15 protein-coding genes are annotated in these 17,426 nt (G+C 76.0%); 7 read left to right on the forward strand and 8 right to left on the reverse strand.

All coding sequences use genetic code 11. From position 1 onward, the window contains the following. Positions 1–171 precede the first annotated feature (171 nt). The 3 genes from ACGFIR_RS26935 to ACGFIR_RS26945 all read right to left on the reverse strand — a co-directional run bounded on the left by ACGFIR_RS26935 (position 172) and on the right by ACGFIR_RS26945 (position 6,504). Positions 172–2,265, reverse strand: a complete 2,094-nt coding sequence (locus ACGFIR_RS26935; RefSeq protein WP_393147911.1) for an amino acid transporter — start codon at positions 2,263–2,265, stop codon at positions 172–174. A 465-nt stretch (positions 2,266–2,730) separates the two neighbouring features. Then, the gene (locus tag ACGFIR_RS26940; protein ID WP_393147914.1) at positions 2,731–3,501 is read right to left on the reverse strand and encodes a DUF5995 family protein; all 771 of its coding nucleotides are present in this window, start codon (positions 3,499–3,501) and stop codon (positions 2,731–2,733) included. A 108-nt stretch (positions 3,502–3,609) separates the two neighbouring features. After that, positions 3,610–6,504 (reverse strand): helix-turn-helix transcriptional regulator, encoded by a 2,895-nt coding sequence (locus ACGFIR_RS26945; protein WP_393147916.1) that lies wholly within the window; start codon positions 6,502–6,504, stop codon positions 3,610–3,612. A 184-nt stretch (positions 6,505–6,688) separates the two neighbouring features. Between ACGFIR_RS26945 and ACGFIR_RS26950 the strand changes: the two genes are divergently transcribed. Together ACGFIR_RS26950 and ACGFIR_RS26955 are read left to right on the forward strand one after the other, a co-directional pair. Continuing rightward, entirely contained in the window at positions 6,689–8,746 is a 2,058-nt protein-coding gene (locus ACGFIR_RS26950) for an AAA family ATPase (RefSeq protein ID WP_393147918.1), read from the forward strand. A gap of 119 nt (positions 8,747–8,865) precedes the next feature. Next, positions 8,866–9,759, forward strand: coding sequence for an aldo/keto reductase (locus ACGFIR_RS26955; protein ID WP_393147920.1), 894 nt, complete (start codon positions 8,866–8,868; stop codon positions 9,757–9,759). Positions 9,760–9,864: 105 nt separating this feature from the next. Here ACGFIR_RS26955 and paaI read toward each other — a convergent pair whose 3' ends face one another. Then, complete coding sequence (gene paaI / locus ACGFIR_RS26960) at positions 9,865–10,314, reverse strand: hydroxyphenylacetyl-CoA thioesterase PaaI (protein ID WP_393147922.1); 450 nt, start codon at positions 10,312–10,314, stop codon at positions 9,865–9,867. Positions 10,315–10,524: 210 nt separating this feature from the next. On the opposite strand from paaI, the gene ACGFIR_RS26965 reads away from it, so the two are divergent. The 3 genes from ACGFIR_RS26965 (at position 10,525) to crcB (ending at position 12,221) form a co-directional block, all read left to right on the forward strand. Next, the gene (locus tag ACGFIR_RS26965; protein ID WP_393147924.1) at positions 10,525–11,283 is read left to right on the forward strand and encodes a class I SAM-dependent methyltransferase; all 759 of its coding nucleotides are present in this window, start codon (positions 10,525–10,527) and stop codon (positions 11,281–11,283) included. 93 nt (positions 11,284–11,376) lie between these two features. Then, complete coding sequence (locus ACGFIR_RS26970) at positions 11,377–11,862, forward strand: fluoride efflux transporter FluC (protein ID WP_393147926.1); 486 nt, start codon at positions 11,377–11,379, stop codon at positions 11,860–11,862. Further along, positions 11,859–12,221, forward strand: a complete 363-nt coding sequence (gene crcB, locus ACGFIR_RS26975) for a fluoride efflux transporter CrcB (RefSeq protein ID WP_393147928.1) — start codon at positions 11,859–11,861, stop codon at positions 12,219–12,221. The genes ACGFIR_RS26970 and crcB overlap by 4 nt, the downstream gene beginning before the upstream one ends. Positions 12,222–12,285: 64 nt before the next feature. Here the strand turns inward: crcB and ACGFIR_RS26980 are convergent, their stop codons facing one another. Then, positions 12,286–13,605, reverse strand: a complete 1,320-nt coding sequence (locus ACGFIR_RS26980) for an MFS transporter (RefSeq protein WP_393147930.1) — start codon at positions 13,603–13,605, stop codon at positions 12,286–12,288. A gap of 157 nt (positions 13,606–13,762) precedes the next feature. Here ACGFIR_RS26980 and ACGFIR_RS26985 point away from each other — a divergent pair, with 157 nt between their 5' ends. Beyond that, a complete protein-coding gene (locus ACGFIR_RS26985) occupies positions 13,763–14,746 on the forward strand; it encodes a LacI family DNA-binding transcriptional regulator (RefSeq protein ID WP_393147932.1) in 984 nt (327 codons plus the stop codon). Between the two features lie 69 nt (positions 14,747–14,815). Here ACGFIR_RS26985 and ACGFIR_RS26990 read toward each other — a convergent pair whose 3' ends face one another. Beyond that, a complete protein-coding gene (locus tag ACGFIR_RS26990; RefSeq protein ID WP_393147934.1) occupies positions 14,816–15,379 on the reverse strand; it encodes a TetR/AcrR family transcriptional regulator in 564 nt (187 codons plus the stop codon). A gap of 102 nt (positions 15,380–15,481) precedes the next feature. On the opposite strand from ACGFIR_RS26990, the gene ACGFIR_RS26995 reads away from it, so the two are divergent. Continuing rightward, on the forward strand, positions 15,482–16,408 hold the full coding sequence (locus ACGFIR_RS26995) for an NmrA/HSCARG family protein (protein ID WP_393147936.1): 927 nt from the start codon (positions 15,482–15,484) through the stop codon (positions 16,406–16,408). Here ACGFIR_RS26995 and ACGFIR_RS27000 read toward each other — a convergent pair. Together ACGFIR_RS27000 and ACGFIR_RS27005 are read right to left on the reverse strand one after the other, a co-directional pair. Then, positions 16,391–16,891: a cupin domain-containing protein gene (locus ACGFIR_RS27000; RefSeq protein WP_393147938.1), complete on the reverse strand. Its 501-nt coding sequence runs from the start codon at positions 16,889–16,891 to the stop codon at positions 16,391–16,393. The genes ACGFIR_RS26995 and ACGFIR_RS27000 overlap by 18 nt on opposite strands. 27 nt (positions 16,892–16,918) lie before the next feature. Next, a complete protein-coding gene (locus ACGFIR_RS27005; protein ID WP_393147940.1) occupies positions 16,919–17,404 on the reverse strand; it encodes an RrF2 family transcriptional regulator in 486 nt (161 codons plus the stop codon). Positions 17,405–17,426 lie beyond the last annotated feature (22 nt).

Raw genomic sequence — 17,426 nt, forward strand, 5'->3', positions numbered from 1 at the left:
ACGCGTGCGTGACCGCGTCGAACGGGACGCGGGGCGGCTGACGTCGCGGCAGCCGCCGAAGGTCACGATACGGACGAGAAACGGGCAAGTCCCCCGAACATGAATAAACGTACTTTTCACCTTGACGAGTAGTGAATGGGGCACCGGCCGGAGACCGGCACGGGCACCCGATCAGCCGCCGACGTGGATCCCGGGCCGGCGGGCCGGGTCCGGTTCGGACTTGCGGATGATCTCCCGCACCACCGGCGGGGTGTCGCCACGACCGAGGATGAGGTAGCGCAGCAGGTGCCCGAGGGGGTTGCCCTCCGACCACTCGAAGTGGGCGTGCGGACGCACACCGGTGGCGTCCCGCAGCGCCAGCAGGATCGCCGCGATGGCATTGGGCACCGCCGGGCTGGCGGCCCGCAGGACCCGGAAGCCACCCACCTGCACGCCGTGCACCCGCAGCACCTGACTGAACTCCGACGGGTCGACCACGTCGATCTCCAGGAAGAGGATGTCACCCCTGCCGGGGACGGGATTCATCCCCCGCTGCGCCCGCTCCTTGACCGTGTACTCCTTGACCGCGTCGGCCGCCGGCTTGTGGGCGAGCAGGTGCAGGCGGCCGTCGTGCGCCAGCGACTCGGCGATGAACCGGCGGGCCGGCTCGTCGAACTCGATCCGCTCCGTGCGCAACTCGGTGGTGCGGCTCACCCGGGAGACCAGCGAGACGACGACGATGCCGAAGACGAACAGCGCGGAGATGGCGATGCCGTCCGGCTTCGCGATGACGTTCTCGACCAGGGCGTACAGCAGGACCAGGGTGAGCACGGCGAAGCCGGCGGCCACGACGCGCTGCCGGCGGCCGACCGCGGAGATCGTGACCGCCACGGCGGCGGAGACCATCATGGCCAGGATGCCGGTGGCGTACGCCCCGGCCTGGTCGTTCACGTCGGCCCGGAAGATCAGGGTGATCGCGACGCTGAGCACGGTGTAGACGATCACGACCGGCCGCACGGCCCGGGCCCACTCGGGCGCCATGCCGTAGGTGGGCAGGTAACGGGGCACGATGTTGATCAGCCCGGCCATGGCGGAGGCCCCGGCGAACCAGAGGATCAGCGCGCTGCTGACGTCGTAGACGGTGCCGAAGGCCTCGCCGAGGCGCTCGTGGGCCAGGTACGCCAGCGCCCGGCCGTTCGCGGCCCCGCCCGGTTCGAACTCGCGGGCGGGGATGAGCACCGCGGTGACGAGGGTGGTCGAGACCAGGTACACCGACATGACGAGCGCGGCGGTGGTGAGCAAGCGGCGGGTGTTGCGGATCCGCGCCGCCAGCCGCGTCTCGCGGTCGTCCCCCGCCCCGGCCACCAGCGGCATCATGCTCACCCCGGTCTCGAAGCCGGAGAGCCCCAGCACCAGCAGCGGGAACGCCAGCACGGCGGTCAGCGCCACCTCGCCGGGGCCACCACCGGCGGTCAGCGCGGCGGTCCAGTCCGTCAGCGTCCGCGGGTCCGCCGCGATCCCGGCCAGCCCGTCGGCGACGATCAGCGCGTTCAGGACGAGGAAGACGGCGACCAGCGGGACGGCGACCGCGACCGCCTCCCGGAACCCGAGCAGGAAGACTCCGCCCAGGAGGAGCAGCAGTACGACCGTGACGCCGACGGCGGCACCCGTGCCACCGACGCCCTCGGGCACGCGCGGGTTCTCCAGCAGGTGCACGGTGGCGTCGGCCGCGGAGAGGGTGATCGTGATGATCCAGGAGGTGGCCACGAAACCGAGCAGGACCAGCACGAAGATCTTGCCCCGCCAGAACGGCAGCAACCGTTCCAGCATCGCCACCGAGCCCTGCCCGTGTGGGCTCTCCCGGGCCACCCTGCGGTACATCGGCAGCACGCCGAACAGCGTCAGCGCGACGATGAGCAGGGTGGCGAGCGGCGAGAACGCCCCGGCGGCCACCGCCGCGATCCCGGGCAGGTACGACAGGGTGGAGAAGTAGTCCACCCCGGTCAGGCACATGACCTGCCACCACGGGTGCGAGCGGGCCTGCTCCTCGGTCGCCTCGGGGCCGACCGGCTGCACCCGGTGCGCGAACAGCCACCGGCGCAGCGGGCTCAGCGGCGCGGCGGGCCGGGCGGGACTGGCCTGTACCTCGGGGACGGCGACCGGGCGTCCGGGGCGGTCGCCGGGGCGGGTCGGGTCGCGGGCGGCGCGCAGCTCCCGTGGCGGGCCGGCGGGCGGCGGCCGGCGACCACGCGTACGCCGCGACCTCGGCCCGTGCTCGTCGCGCATGCCCCCGTCCCCACCCTCGGCGGTCCTGCCCCGACCGTAGGCGGTCACCGGCCGGCCGCCCGCCGGAACCGGTGAAGCCGGACGGCTCAGTCGCCGCCGGACCCGCTCGCCGCCCGGGCCCGGGCATCGGGCCCGCTCGACGCCCGGGCCCGGGCTCTGCCACGGTGACCGTCCCCCAGGGTGGGGCGGCCGGCCGGGATCGGGCGGGCCGGGACGAGGCCGGGCAGCGGGCCGACGGGCTGGGGCACGCCTGGCGCGCGTATCCCCCGTGCGGGCCGGCCGACACCCCTCGGGCCGGCCGACCCGCGAACCCTGCGCCCCGACCCGGCGTACCCCCGGCCGGTCGGACCGCTCCTGACCTCGGGCCCGACGCCCCCCTCCGGCGGCGAGCCCCGTTCAGGCGGGGGACGTGTCCCCGCGCTCCGCCGGGTGCCGGATGCGGAGCGCGGGGACCCCCCGTCCCGACTACTGCAGGAACGCCCCGAGGGGCGAGAGCAGCAGCCGCCCGAGCGCCGCGGCGGTGCCGTCCAGCCGCGCGCGCTCGCACTCGTGGGCGGCCGGGTCGTGCCGGCAGCGCCAGATCTTCTGCGCGTTGCGCCAGGCGACGTCGCGGGTGTACTCGACCAGTTCCCCCTGGTACCAGTCGTCGATGTCGCCGTTGACCATGTCGATGAGCAGCTGCCAGCGCTCCAGGTAGCCGCGCCGCAGCCCGGGGATCTTGTCCGCGAAGATGTCGTTGATCTTCAAGTAGTCGCGGTGCTGGTCGGTGCCGTCCACCGGCTCCGACTCCAGGCTGTCGAACGTCGTCACCAGCGCGAACGGCAGGTCGAAGTTGATGTGCGCGTTCACCCCGGCTGCCGCCGACGGCAACGGGCGGGCGTCCGGGCCCCGCATCCGCTCGAACAGGCAGGCCCAGGCCTTCGGCGTGCCCGGGCTGGAGTCGGTCCACAGCCGCATCGCGTCGAAGTAGCGGGCGGCGAACTCCACGTCCAGGCGGGACAGGAACACCGGGTCGGCGAACCCGTCGTCGTAGAGACCGTTCAACACGCTCTCGGTGATCGTCAGGTAGAGCCTGTTGAAGTCGGCCAGTGGGCAGCTCGCCTCCAGCGGAGGCAGCCGGACCAGCAGATCCTGGAGCTTGGTGAGGTGGTCCACCACCGCCGGCACGTCGGCGGGATGGTCGGCGAGCAGATCGACGATGTCCCGATGCACTGGCCCCCACACCGGTTCGGTCATCTTTCCTCCACAGTGGTTCCGGCACCCCCCGTGCCGTTGGCGACGCAGCACAGCCTGCCAGCCGGCGACGGCCGGCCGGATCAGTAGAACGACGTATCCCGCCGCGCGTCAGCCGGCCTTGTTGCGTAGGAAGATCGCGCTGGCCTGCACCCGGGTGCGGACGTGGAGCTTGTCGAAGATGTGCGAGACGTGCACGCCGATGGTGCGTTCGCTGATGAACAGCCGCTGGCCGATCTCCCGGTTGGTCAGCCCCTCGGCGACCGCGGCGAGCACCTCCCGCTCCCGGGCGGTCAGCGCCGCCAGCTCGTCGCCGTCCGCTCCGGCCGCCGGCCCGCCCTCGGCCGGGCGGTCCTCCAACGGCACCCGCGCCCGCCCGGCGAGGGTACGGATCTCCGAGGTCAGCGGCACCGCACCGAGCCCCTGTGCCACCTCGTACGCCTGCCGCAGCAGCTTGGCCGCGGTGGCGCTGCGCTTGCGGCGGGCCAGCAGCGCCTCGGCCTGCCGCAGCCGCGAGTAGGCCGCCGGGTAGGGGTGATGCCGGCGGTCCCACTGCGCCACCGAACGGGCCCACAGCTCCGGGTCACTGCTGTCGAGGCGGCTCACCTCGGCCGCGCACAGCGCCAGGAACCCGTCGACCACGTCGCGCACCGGGCGGGCGGCGTGCTCGCTCTTGCGGGCCACCCGGTCGGCGACCTCCCGCAGCCGGCGCACCGCGGTCTCGTCCACGGCGATCGTGCGGCTGGCGTGCGCCTCGGCCTCGGCCCGCAGGCCGTGCCACACCAGCGCGGCGAGGATGCCCACGTCGTCGGAGCGGCTCTCGGTCAGGCCGCGCTGCACCGCCTGCCGGGCCAGATCGTGCCGGCCCTGCCACATGGCCAGTCCCGCCCGCAGGGTCAGCAGCGGGATCATGTGCCGCGCGCCGCCGCCGGCCAGCACCGTGGCCACGGCGTCCAGGTCGCGGTCGGCGGCCTCGATGTCGCCGTAGCCCACCGACAGCCGGCAGCGGGCCAGCAGCAGCTCGACGGCGTCCGCACCGGAGGGGCGGTGCCGCAACGCCGCCGCGACGACCTTCTCCGCCTCGGCCCACTGCCCGACCCGGAACAGCCCGTTGGTGGCGATGGCCAGCAGCCGCGTCTCGTACGTACGGCCAAGGCCGAGTTCGGCCAGCCGCTCGGCGCCCCGCCGGGCCACGACGACGCCCTCCTCGAGGACGTTCAGCGGGCCGGTCAGCAGCTCGGCCAGGTGCAGGTACGCGCAGGCCACGTCCTCCGGGCGGCCGGAGCGCTCGGCGGTCTCCAGCGCGCGCCGCATGACCGCCAGCCCGGCGTCCGGGTCCTCCAGGTACGCCTCGGAGAAGCCGAGCGCCGCGCTGGCCAGCACCACCTCGGACGTGGAGCCCGGCACCTCGGCGGCCAGCTCCAGCGCCTCCTTGGCCCGGCGACCGGCGTCGGCGTACCGGCCGAGGTGCAGCAGCAGCTCGGCCAGGTGCGCCGCGGCGGTGGCCCGCTCCTGGGGCGTGCAGTCGGCGTCGGCCAGCGCCTCGCGGTACTCCGCCTCCGCCGGGGCCGACCGTCCGGCGGCGGCCAGGTAACGGGCCCGGCGGATACGCAGCGCGCAGGCCGACGGGCCGCCGCCGTCGGCGGCCAACTCCTCCAGCAGCGCCAGCGCCCGGGCGTGCTCGCCGCAGTGGTGGGCGGCCTCGGCGGCGTGCTTGAGCAGGGTGACCCGGTCCACGTCCGGCGGTGCGACGCCCGGCTCGGTGCGCAGTTGCAGCGCGGCCGACCAGTGCCGGTGCGCCTCGGCGTAGCCGTGCAGCCGCTCGGCCTCCCGGGCCGCGGCCATCGCCGCCGGCAACGCCCGCGCCGGCTCGCCGGCCAGCCGCCAGTGGTGCGCCAGCCGCGCCTGGTGCAGCTCGGCGGGGGCGGCGGTGAGCGCCTCGGCGTAGCGGCGGTGCAGAACGGCGCGCTCCGCCGGCAACAGCTCGTGCTCCAGCACCTCGGCGACCAGCCGGTGCCGCAGCCGGTAGCCGTCGTCCGCGCTCACCAGCAGCCGGTGCGCGACCGCCGCCCGGACCGCCTCGATCGCCTCCTCCTCGGGCAGCCGCGCCACCCGGGCCAGCAGCCAGTGCTCCACCGGCTCGACACCGGCCGCCGCCGCGTGCACCACCGCGTGTGCGTGCTGCGGCAGCGCGTCCACCCTGGCCAGGAAGATCTCGCGCAGCGTCTCGGAGAGCCCGTCCCGGCCGTCGCGCAGGTCGCGGGCCAGCTCCTCCACCACGAACGGGTTGCCGCCGCTGCGCCGCCACACCGACTCCGCCGCCTCCGGGGTGAGCGGTTCCCCGACGACCGCGGCGGCGAGCCGCTCGGTCTCGGCCCGGTCCAGCGGGACGAGGTCGAGCACCCGCACCGTACGCAGCCGGCGCAGCTCGGTGAGCACCCGGCGCAGCGGGTGCGCGCCCTGCAACGACTCGGCCCGCACCGCCGCCAGCACGGACAACTGGAGGTCGCCCAGCCCGGCCAGGAGGTAGAGCAGCAGCTGCCGGGTGCTGCGGTCGACCCACTGGAGGTCGTCGAGGACCAGCACCAGCGGGCGGCCCTCGGCGATCAGGTGCAGCCCCTGGGAGACCCGCTCCAGCAGCGCCCCGGCGCCGTCCGGGCCGGCGGTCTCCTCGGCGAACATCCGCAGCAGGCCGCGTACCGAAGAGGAGGTCCGGGCGTGGGGACCGGTCAGCTCGGCGTCGAGGCGACGCAGCGCCTGCAACAGCGGGTGCAGGGGCGAGGCGTCGCCGATGTCCAGACAGGAGCCGGTGAGCACCAGGGCTCCGGCGTCGCGCAACCGGACGCCCACCTCGCGCAGCAGCCGGGTCTTGCCGACGCCGCTCTCGCCGGTGAGGAAGACGGCGGCGGTGTGCCCCTGCGTGACGTCGTCGAGCAGCACGGATCGTACGGTCGCCACCAGGTCGGCCCGGCCGACGAGTGGTGCCGTGTCCACTTCGCTGGCCATGGCACGCAGCCTAGTCACAGGTCCCGCACCGTTCTACGGGTCTTTCGTCCCTGTGGTACTCCTCGCGCCGACATCGCGACCGAAGACTGCGCGCGGCCGACATACGTCGTTCGGCAGATCCCCCGCCGGCTGATCGGTGACAGTGTCCGAGGCGTCGTCAGCCCTCGTGGGGAAAGGCGGTGCGATGCCCATGCTCACCATCGTCGCTGGTCCGCAGCGGATCACCTCGGCAGGCTGGCCGGTTCCGGAGGAGAGACGCCTGGTCACCGTGCTCTTCGTCGACATCGTCGGGTCGACCGCGCTCGTCGACCGGCTCGACCCGGAGGACGTGCGCAGACTGCAACGGGCGTACTTCGACACCGTCGGCGGGGTGCTGCGCCGGTGGCACGGCGTGGTCGAGAAGTACGTCGGCGACGCGGTGATGGCCCTGTTCGGGGCCCGCCGGTCCGACGGGTTCGACGCGTACCGGGCGGTGCGGGCGGCGCTGGAGATCCAGGGTGCCCTCGACCGGCGACCGCCGCCGGGCGCGCCGCGCCTGCGGGTCCGGGCCGGGGTGGCCACCGGCGAGGCGCTGGTGGACCTCGCGGCGGCGCGCGACGGCGGGCACGGCGTGGCCAGCGGCGCGGTGATCACCACCGCCGCCCGGTTGCAGGCGTACGCGCCGCCGGGCGGGGTGGCGCTCTGCGCGGCCACCCACCGCGCTACCCTGGGGCTGGTCGCGCAGCGCCGGGTGCCACCGGTGACGCTGGCCGGCAAGGCGCTGCCGGTCGACGTGTGGCACGCCACCGGCACCAGCCGGCCGGCGCCCGCCGCGCACGAGGGGCCGCTGATCGGGCGGCGCCGGGAACTGGCCGCCGCCCGGGACCTGATCGTCCGGGCCGTGCGGGAACGCAGCCCGCGCTGGCTGTCGCTGGTCGGTCCGGCCGGCAGCGGGCGCAGCCGGCTGCTGCACGAGCTGACCCGCGCGGTGCGGACCGTGGACGGGGCGCCGGTGCGCTGGTGCGTCACGCACTGCCCGCCGTACCAGGAGCCCCTGGCCCCCGTCGCGGACCTGGTGCGTGGGCTCGCCGGCCTCCGCGACGACGACGCGCCCCCGACCGTACGGCGACGGCTCACCGCCGCCCTCACGGACCAGGTGCCGCCCACCGGCCTGACCGGGGCGGTGTACGCGCTGGAGGCGCTGCTGGCCACGCCGGACGCCTCCGGCGACGCGGCCCGGGGCGCCGAGGTGGTGCGGGAGGCGCTCCTCGGGCTCGCCGCCCGGCAGCCGGTGCTGGTGGCGGTGGACGACGTCGACCGGGCCACGGCGGCGCTGAGTCACTTCCTGCACCGGCTCTTCGCGGCGGCCACCGCCCGGTCGCTGCCCCTGGTGGTGGTGGCGCTGCACCGTCCCGAGTGGGCGGACACGCTGCCCGGTCCACGGAACCGGCGGCACCGGCTGGTGGTGCCTCCGCTGCGCCCGGTGGAGACCGGACGCCTGCTGCGTCACCTGCTCGGCCGGGCCGACCGGCCGACGGCGACGGTCGCCCGGTTGCTGCCGCTGGTCGCGGGCAGTCCGGGGCGGGCCGCCGCGTACGTGGCGTCGCTGGGCGCGCAGTCCGTGCCGGAGGCGGTACGCCGGGAGGTCGACGCCCGGCTGGACCGCCTCGACGGGGCCCGACGGGCCGTGCTGATGGCCGCCGCCACCGTCCGCGCGGGGGCCACCGCCGCGACGGTGGCGCGCCTGCTCGACTGGGCACCCGGGCGGGTCGCCCCGGTGCTGGGCGCCCTGGCCTCGGCGGGTCTGCTGGTCCCCCGCGCCGACGGCCGGTACGTCGTCGCCGACCCGGTGGTCCGGGAGGTCGCGTACGCCCGGCTGCCGAGGGCGGTGCGGGCCGCGTTCGCCCGCCGGACCGGACGGCCGGCGGAGGCCGCCGCGTCGTCGGTGCCCCCGGTCGGCGCCGGCCCCACCGGCCAGGTGTCCGGGCCGGCGGGGTGTCCCGCGCCCGGCCCGGTGGTGGCCGCCGCGCAGTCCGTCGGGGCCGCTCGAGTGGTGCCGCTGCGCCGCTGGGCCCCGACTCCGGGTCGTGTCCTCCCGACGGCCCCCGGCGGCGTCACCGGTCTCGGCCGGGCGGCCACGGCGGACGGTGCGGCGGAGGCCCGGACCGTCGCGTCCGCGGCCTGGCCAAGCGGCTCGGCGCGGCGGGGTCGCGGACGACGGCAGAGCTGGATCCTGCCGCGCGGTACGCCGCTCGCGGCGTGAACGGGGCCCGCCGAATCGTGGATCTCCCCCCGCGATCCACGCTAACAGGCGCCGCAACCGGTCGGTATCGGGCAGCCGACCGAGTGCGCGGGTCGGGGGCGGCTGGCTAGGTTCGCTCGATGCCCGTCGAAGAGATCACCGCCTCCGCCTCCGGCACCTGGACGCTCGGCGACCGCACCGTGCACCGGATGGGGTTCGGCTCCATGCGCCTCACCGTCGACCCCGACCGGGCGCGCGCCGTGCGCGTCCTGCGCCGGGCCGTGGACCTGGGCGTCAACCACATCGACACCGCCGCCTTCTACGTCTCGCCGGGCGGGCCGCTGCGCGTCGGCGCCGGCTCGCCCCGGTACGCCACCGAACTGATCCGCGAGGCCCTCGCGCCGTACCCGGACGACCTGGTCATCGCCACCAAGGTCGGACCGTCCTTCGACGAGGCGAACCGGCACCGGGAACTGGGCCCGGCGGAACTGCGCCGCGAGGTGGAGGAGAACCTGCGCCGGCTGGGCCGGGACCACCTGGACGTGGTGAACCTGCGGATCGTCCGGAAGGCCGGGCACGACTCGGTGGCGGAGCGGTTCGCCGCCCTCGCCGAGCTGCGCGACGCCGGGCTGATCCGGCACCTCGGCCTGTCCAACGTACGGGTGGACCACCTGGACGAGGTGCGGGACATCGCGCCCGTGGTGTGCGTGCAGAACGCGTACGCCCTCGACGCGGGCCGGTGGGCCGACGAGCTGCTGCGGGTCTGCGGGGAACGGGGGATCGCCTTCGTGCCGTTCTTCGCGATCGCCGGCGCCGGGCGGGAGGCGGGCACGGGCGGCGACCATGACGAGGCCGTACGGGCCGTGGCGCACGCGCACGGCGCGACGCCGCACCAGATCCGGCTGGCCTGGACCCTGCACCAGGGGCCGCACGTGCTGGGCATCCCCGGCACCGGCGACCCGACGCACCTGGTGCAGAACGTGGCGGCCGGCGCGATCCGGCTCACCGCCGGGGACCTCGCCCGGCTCGGCTGACTGGGGCCGCGTGCCCGTACGACGTGGCCTGGCTGGCGCGACGCTGCGCCGGGTCGGCGGGCACCGGCAGGTGGCGCCCGGCCCACCCGGCGACGCGGCGGGGCGTCAGCCGGCGGTCGGGGGCAGGGTGCGGCTGCGGCCCCGGAACTCGGCCACCACCTCACCGTCGTCGCGGGTGACGGTGACGTCGTAGATGCCGCTGCGGCCGTACCGGGTGCGCTCGGTGGCGTGCGCGGTCAGCAGGTCCCCCGCGCGGGCGGGACGGACGAAGGTGATCTCACCGCCGGCGGCGACGGTGGCCGGGCCGTGGCTGTTGCAGGCCAGCGCGAAGGCGGTGTCGGCGAGCAGGAACACGAACCCGCCGTGGGCGATGGCGTGGCCGTTGACCATCGCGTCGCTCACCCGCATCCGGGCCACCGCCGCGCCGTCGGCGGCGGCGACCAGCTCGATGCCGAGCCCTCGGGAGGCGACGTCGGCGGCGAACATGTCGTGCGCGGCGTTGCGCCCGGCCACCTCAGGCGTCCCGCCGCTCGCCGACCCGCCGTGTCCCGCCATCGACCGTCACACCCCCGTCCGCAGGCGGTCCCGTCGACCGCCGAGTCCGTACCGTACGCCAGCCCTCGCCGCAACGCGGTGGGCCGGTCGCGGCTGCCACGGGCTCCACGGCAGCGCCGGCCGGCCGCGCCCGCGCCAGTTCGCGAGTTGTTGCAAATAATTGGCAACAAGGTCTGGACGCGCCACCGCTGCGTAACTAGCCTCTTCGACATGAGTCCTTACATCCGGGAAGTGGCGGCCTGGCAGGAGAGCTGGGACCGCCAGCAGGAGGCGTACCTGCCGGACCGGGAGCACCGGTTCACGGCGATGCTCGACGCGGTCGACGCGATCCGCGACGACGGGCGGCTGCGACTGCTGGACCTGGCCGGCGGCACCGGCACCATCTCCGACCGCACCCTGCGCCGCTTCCCCGACGCCGAGGTGACCCTGGTGGACCTCGACCCGGCGCTGCTCGCCCTCGCCCGCGCCTCGCTCGGGGACCGGGTCACCATCGTCACGGCCGACCTGGGCCGGCCCGACTGGCACACCGCGCTCCCCCACCGCGACTACCACGCCGTCCTCACCGCCACCGCCCTGCACTGGCTGCCGGCCGAACGGCTCGAACGGCTCTACGCCGAGCTGCGCGACCTGCTGCGGCCGGGCGGAATCCTGGTCAACGCCGACCACATGCCCGACGACGCGCTGCCCCGGCTCAGCGAGCGCCTGCTCGACCGGGCCCGGGACCGGCGGGCGGCCCGCTACGCCGCCGGCGCCGCGCTGTCCTGGACGCAGTGGTGGGAGCGGGCGGAGGCCGACCCGGCACTGCGACCGCTCGTCGCGCAGCGGCGCGCCATCTACCCGACCGGGCACAGCCCGGAGTGGAACCCGCCGGTCTCCTGGCACCTGTCCGCGCTGACCGCCGCCGGCTTCGCCGAGGTGGGCACGGTGTGGCGGGGCGGCACCGACGCCGCCGTGGCCGGGGTGCGTTGACGCCCCCGGGACGCCCCGACGGCCGCCGCGCCGGGCGCTAGGCTGACGGGCGCGCACCGAGGTTCCCGCCGTGGCACCGGTGGGGAGGGTGAGGTGACCGGACCGGACCCGCGGGTCGACCCCGACGTCGACCTGCGCGTACCCGCCGACCAGGGCGAGCTGCCGGCCCGCCCCGGGGCGGTGCTCGGTGCCGTGGCGGCCGGCGGCGCGCTGGGCGCCCTGGCCCGCGCCGGGCTCCAGCACACCTTCCCGCACGGCCCGACCGGCTTCGCGTGGGCCACGTTCACGGTCAACCTGACCGGCTGCTTCCTGATCGGCGTCCTGATGGCGGCACTCGACCGGGCCGGTGGCCGCCGGCCGCTGCTGCGCCCGTTCCTCGGCGTGGGGGTCCTCGGCGGCTACACCACCTTCGCCACGTACGCGGTGGACATCCGGCTAGCGCTCGACGCCGGCGCACCGAGGGTGGCCCTGACCTACCTGGCCGCGACCCTGCTCGGCGCGCTGGTCGCGGTCTGGCTCGGCGACGCCGTGACCGGTCGGCTGCTCGACGCCCGCACCGACCGCGGGACCGGCCGGTGACCGTCCTGCTGATCACGCTCGGCGCGGCCGTCGGCGCGCCCCTGCGCTACCTCACCGACCGGGCGGTGCAGGCCCGGCTCGGCGGCACCCTGCCCTGGGGCACCGTGACCGTCAACGTGGCCGGGTCGTTCCTGCTCGGCCTCCTGGTCGGGCTCCCCGTCGGCCCGGCCGCCGCCGCGCTGCTGGGCACCGGATTCTGCGGCGCGCTGACCACGTACTCCACCTTCGGCTACGAGACGCTGCGGCTGGCGCGCCGGGGCCGGCGGTTCCTCGCGCTGGTCACCGTGCTGTCCAGCGTGGCCGCCGGCCTCGCCGCCGCCACCGCCGGCTTCGCCCTGGCCCGGGCCCTCACCGGCTGAACGCGGCGCCGGCCGGACGTGCTGCACACGCCCGTGGCGCTCAGCGGGCCGGCGGTCGGCTCGCCTACCGCCCGGGTGGCTGGCCGCCCGGGTGGCCGGCCGTCGGCTCGCGGTCGACGGGGCCGCCGGTCGGCGGGAGGGGCGGGCTGCCGGTTGACGGGACGGCCGGGTGGCGCGGCGGCCGGGTCGCCGGCACCAGGGCGAGGGTGGGCAGCAGCAGCAGCGGCACCACGAGCAGGGCGTGCAGCGTACCGACCCGGTCGCCGAGCAGGCCGAGCAGCGGCGGGCCGGCGAGGAAGGCGGTGTAGCCGATCACGGCGACCACGCTGACCCGGGCCGGCGCCCGCTGCTCGTCGTCGGCCGCCGCGCTCATCCCGACCGGGAAGCCCAGCGACGCCCCGATCCCCCAGAGCGCCACGCCGGCGATCGCCACGGGCCCGGAGCCGGCGAGCACCGCCACGCCCGCGCCGAGCGTGGCGAGCAGGATGGTGCCGGACAGGACGGGCACCCGACCCCACCGGTCCAGCGCGACCGTGCCCACGGTGCGGCCCAGGGTCATGCCGACGACAAAGACGCCGAAGACGGCGGCCCCGGCAGCCTCGCTGAGGTCGTACCCGTCGATGAAGGCGACGGCCAGCCAGTCGTTGGCGCTGCCCTCGGCGAACGCCGCCACCAGCACCAGCAGCCCGACGAGCAGGGTGCGCGGCTCCCGCCAGGCGGCGAGCAGGTCACGGCGGCGCTCGGCGGGGGCGGCCGACGCCGAGGAGGTGCCGCCCTCGGCCGCCGGCAGGAAGGACCGGACGGCCAGCAGGGTGCCGAGCAGCACCACCACGGCCAGCGCGGCGAGGTGCGCGGCGACCGGCACGCCGAGGCGGGCGGCCCCCGCACCGAGCCCGGCGCCGGCGACGGAACCGAGGCTCCACGCCGCGTGGAAGCGCGGCATGATCGTGCGTCCCAGCCGCCGCTCGACCACGGCGCCCTCGACGTTCATCGCCACGTCGCAGATCCCGGAGCCGTAGCCGAAGGCGCACAGGCCCACCGCGACCCCGGGCAGGAGACCGGCCGCGGTGGCGACCCCGGCCACGGCCAGCCCGGTCGCGACGAACGCGCTGCCGAGGGCCACGGTGCGGGCCGTGCCGAGCCGCTGGGCCACCAGGCCGGCGGTGGGCATCGCGAGCAGCGAGCCGACCGACATGGCGAGCAGGAGCAGCCCGAGGCGGCCCGCGCTGAGCCCGAGCGCGTCACGGACGGCGGGCACCCGGGAGAACCAGGTGGCCACGGCGAGGCCGTTGAGGGTGAAGACCACGGCCACGGCCGTACGGGCGGCCAGCACCGCCGGGGACACCGCCGAGGCCGGCGCGGCGGATGGGGCGGTGCGGTTCACGGTGACGATCCTTTCACCTCGGACGGTTGCCGCACGATCGCACACCTGGAAGCGTTACCACGGCAACCCGGTTCCGCCCCGCACCGGCGGCGGCCGGAGGAGAACGATGACGCCGGTCGACCGGAGACGGCGCAGGGCCGGCACGGGGAGGGCCGCGATGACGACGCACCGACCGGCGACCCTGCGGGACGTCGCCCTGGCGGCGGAGGTCTCCCAGGCCACCGCCTCGCGCGTGCTCGCCGGCACCGGCTACGCCGCGCCCGCCACCCGGGAGCGTGTGCACGCCGCCGCCGAGCGGCTCGGCTACGTGCCGAACCTGGCCGCCCGCGCGCTCGTCCGGGGCACCGGGGTACGGCTGGTGGTCGCGGTCTCCGGCACCGCCCCGACAGTCCTCGACGACCCGTACGTCGACCGGGTGGTCGGCGCGGCCGCCCGGGTCTGCGCGCCGTACGGACTCGGGGTGTCGCTGCACTGGCTGCCCACCCGGACGCCGGGTGAGGTGCGCCGGCTGGCCGAGGACCGTGGCGTGGGCGGGCTCCTCCTGATCAACACCACCGAGGCGGTGCTCGACGCGGTGCCGGCGAGGCTGCGCGGTCGGGTGGCCTCGATCGGCATCGGCTCGGCCCTCGTCCCGGCGTACGACGTCGACAACGGCGGCGGTACGGAGGCGGTGGTGCGGCACCTGTACGACACCGGGCGTCGCCACATCGCCATGGTGACCGGGCCCCGCTGGCTGTCGTGCGCCGGGCGTTCCGTCAGCGCGTACCGGCGGGTGATGCGCGACGCGGCCCTGCCCGTACGGCTGGTGCGGGGCGACTTCAGCGCGGGCCGGGGCCGGGCGGCGGCCCGCGAGGTGCTGGAACGCTGGCCGGACACGGACGCGATCGTGGGCAGCAGCGACGCGACGGCGTTCGGGGTGCTCGACCGGCTGCGCGCCGACGGCGTCCAGGTGCCCGGAGACGTCGCGGTCACCGGCTTCGACGACGTCCCGCTGGCCGCGATGACCGCTCCGGCGCTGACCACGGCGACCCATCCGGTGGCGCAGATCGCCACGGCGGCGGCGACGGCCGTGCTGGCCGGGCGACCGGTGCCGCCGTCGACGCTGTTCCCGTCGAGGCTGGTCCGCCGGGTCAGCGCCTGACGTCGGCCTGGTCGACCACCTCGGGAATGTGCCGGGCCGGCCGGCGCACCGGGCGCCCGCCGCCCCTGCTCACCCCTGTCGGGGGCTGACGCCCGCCACGGTCAGGGCGAGCAGTCGGGCCGCTTCGGCGGCGGGGTCCGGGTGGTGTTCGGTGGCCAGGGCGATGCCGGTGACCAGCGTGAGCAGATCGGTGACGGTCACGTCCGGCGCCACCGCGCCGTCCCGCACGGCACGGCGCACCAGCGGGTCGCCGGCCTCGGTGAGCTGCGCCGAGGCGCAGTGCTCGTGCGCCACGTCGGCGGTGCTGTCGCGGCTCAGCGCGACGGCCAGCCCCCGGATGGTCGAGGCCGACGCGGTGACGGCGCCCAGCCACTCCAGCAGCGCGGTCCTGGCGTCGGCCCCGGCCGCCAGGTCGCGGGCGTGGACGCACAGGGCCTCGACCCGTTCGTGGAAGACCGCCGCCAGCAGCGCGTGCCGACTGGGGAAGTGCCGGCGCACGGTGCCCGATCCGACTCCCGCCCTGCGGGCGATCTGTTCGAGGGACGCGTCGGCGCCGTACGCGGCGATCTCCTGCTCGGCCACGGCCAGCAGGAGCGCGCGGTTACGCCGGGCATCCGCTCGCTGGGCGGCCATGACGTCACCTCACGTTGCCTAAGTGGCGGGGTCCGCCGTATCTTATCAAGCAGAAACGGCGGGCCCCGCCGTTTAATGCCGCCGCGCCGCAGGAGGATCCTCATGCCCACCGATTCCGCACCCGTCCTGGTCGTCGGCGCCACCGGCCAGCAGGGCGGTGCCACCGCCCGGGCCCTGCTCGGGGCGGGCGTCGCCGTCCGGGCGCTGGTCCGCGACCCGGCAAGCGACCGGGCGAAGGCGATGGAGGCGCTCGGCGCCGACCTGGTCGTCGGCGACCTGCGCGACCGCGAGTCGGTGGTCCGGGCCGCGCGGGGCGCCCGGGGCGTCTTCTCGGTGCAGATGCCCGGGATGACGGAACGGGGCCCCGACTTCGACGGCGAGCTGGCCCAGGCCGTCAACCTGATCGAGGGCGCGCGGGCCGCGGGCGTGGCGCAGTTCGTCCACTCGTCCGTCTCCGGCGCGGGGCAGCACACCGGGTTTCCCGGCTGGGCCGAGGGCCGCTGGGCGCCGCTGGAGCCCTACTACGCCGCCAAGGCCGGCATTCAGGACCGCGTACGCCGGGCGGGCTTCACCCACTGGACGCTCATCAAGCCGGGCTTCTTCATGGAGAACCTCCTGCCCTCCGCCGCGTACCTGTTCCCCCGCGGAGTCGAGGGCGGCCTGGCGACCGTCCTGAAGCCTTCCACCCGGCTCTCCCTCGTCGCGGTCACCGACATCGGCAGGGCGGCCGCCGCGGCCTTCGCCGCGCCGCAGCGCTTCGACCGGGTCGAGCTGGAACTGGCGAGCGACCACCTGAGCATGACGGACATCGCCGCGGCCCTCTCCCGCGCGCTCGGCACCGAGGTTGCCGCGCCCGACATGACCGAGGACGAGGCGGTCGCCGCGGGCATGCCGCAGTGGGCGGGCCTCTCGCACGAACTGCTGAACGTCGCGGAGCAGCCTGCCCGCCCGGAGTACGCCCGGGCCCTCGGCATCCCGCTCACGACCTTCGCGGAGTGGACCCGCGAGCACCTACCGGCCGGGGCCTGACGCCGCCTCGGAGCGGGCGCGCCAGAGCGGGCTGTCGACGTAGTGGTTGTCGAACCGCTCGCCGCTCGCCGCGATCTCGGCCGGATCGGCCTCGCCCCGGTGGACCCGCTCCAACAGGCGGTAGTAGTCGAACCGGTCGATGCCGGGCGTGAACACGACCAGCACGTCGGCGGCCTCGTCACGGGCGGGCGCGAACGCGTGCGGGGTGCCCGCCGGCACAACCAGGAAGTCGCCCCGGCGCAGGGTGCGGATCTCGTCGCCGACCAGCACCTCCAGGACGCCGTCGAGCACGAAGAACGACTCGGCGGCGCGGGTGTGCAGGTGGGGCGGCGCGCCCGGCGAGCCCCGGTGCAGGGTGGCCCGGTTCGCGGTCAGCGCGTCGCCGGTGGCGCCGGCGTCGGCCAGCAGCGTGATCAGGCTGGTCGGCCCGTCGGCGAGCACGGTGGCGTCGGCGGCCCGGACGTGCACGGGTGCGGTGGTCATGTGACTGTCCTCCCTGGAGGGTAGTGCTCAGGTGAGCGGTGCGGTGAGCCGGTCGCGGGTGTTGCCGGGGGTGTCCGGGTAGCGCTGCTCCACGGCGGCGCGCAGGTCGGCCAGCGTCTGCCCCGCCAGCTCACGCCGCCAGGCGAGGTCCGCCCGGCGCATCGCCTGCGACACCAGGCAGACCTGCCGGTAGTCGACGTCGCCGCGCCCTCCGGGCCCCTGGCGCAGGATCTGCTCGCAGCGGAACGCCTCCTCCGCGCCCTCGATCGCGACGACCACGTCCAGCACGGTGATCGCCTCGGGCGCCCGGGCCAGCCGGAACCCGCCGCGCGGGCCGGAGGTGGACGACAGGATCCCCGCCCGCACCAACGCCTGCAACTGCTTGTTCAGGTACGCCGTCGGCAGCTGGTAGAAGGCGGCCAGGCGGGCGGCCGACACCGCCTGGCCCGGCTCCGACCAGGTCAGGTTGAGGCAGCTGTGCAGGGCCCACTCGACACCCTCGGCCATCCGCATGTTCTGGACATTAGATGTCCAG

The organism is Micromonospora sp. NPDC049051, from assembly GCF_043197575.1.
Lineage (GTDB): Bacteria > Actinomycetota > Actinomycetes > Mycobacteriales > Micromonosporaceae > Micromonospora.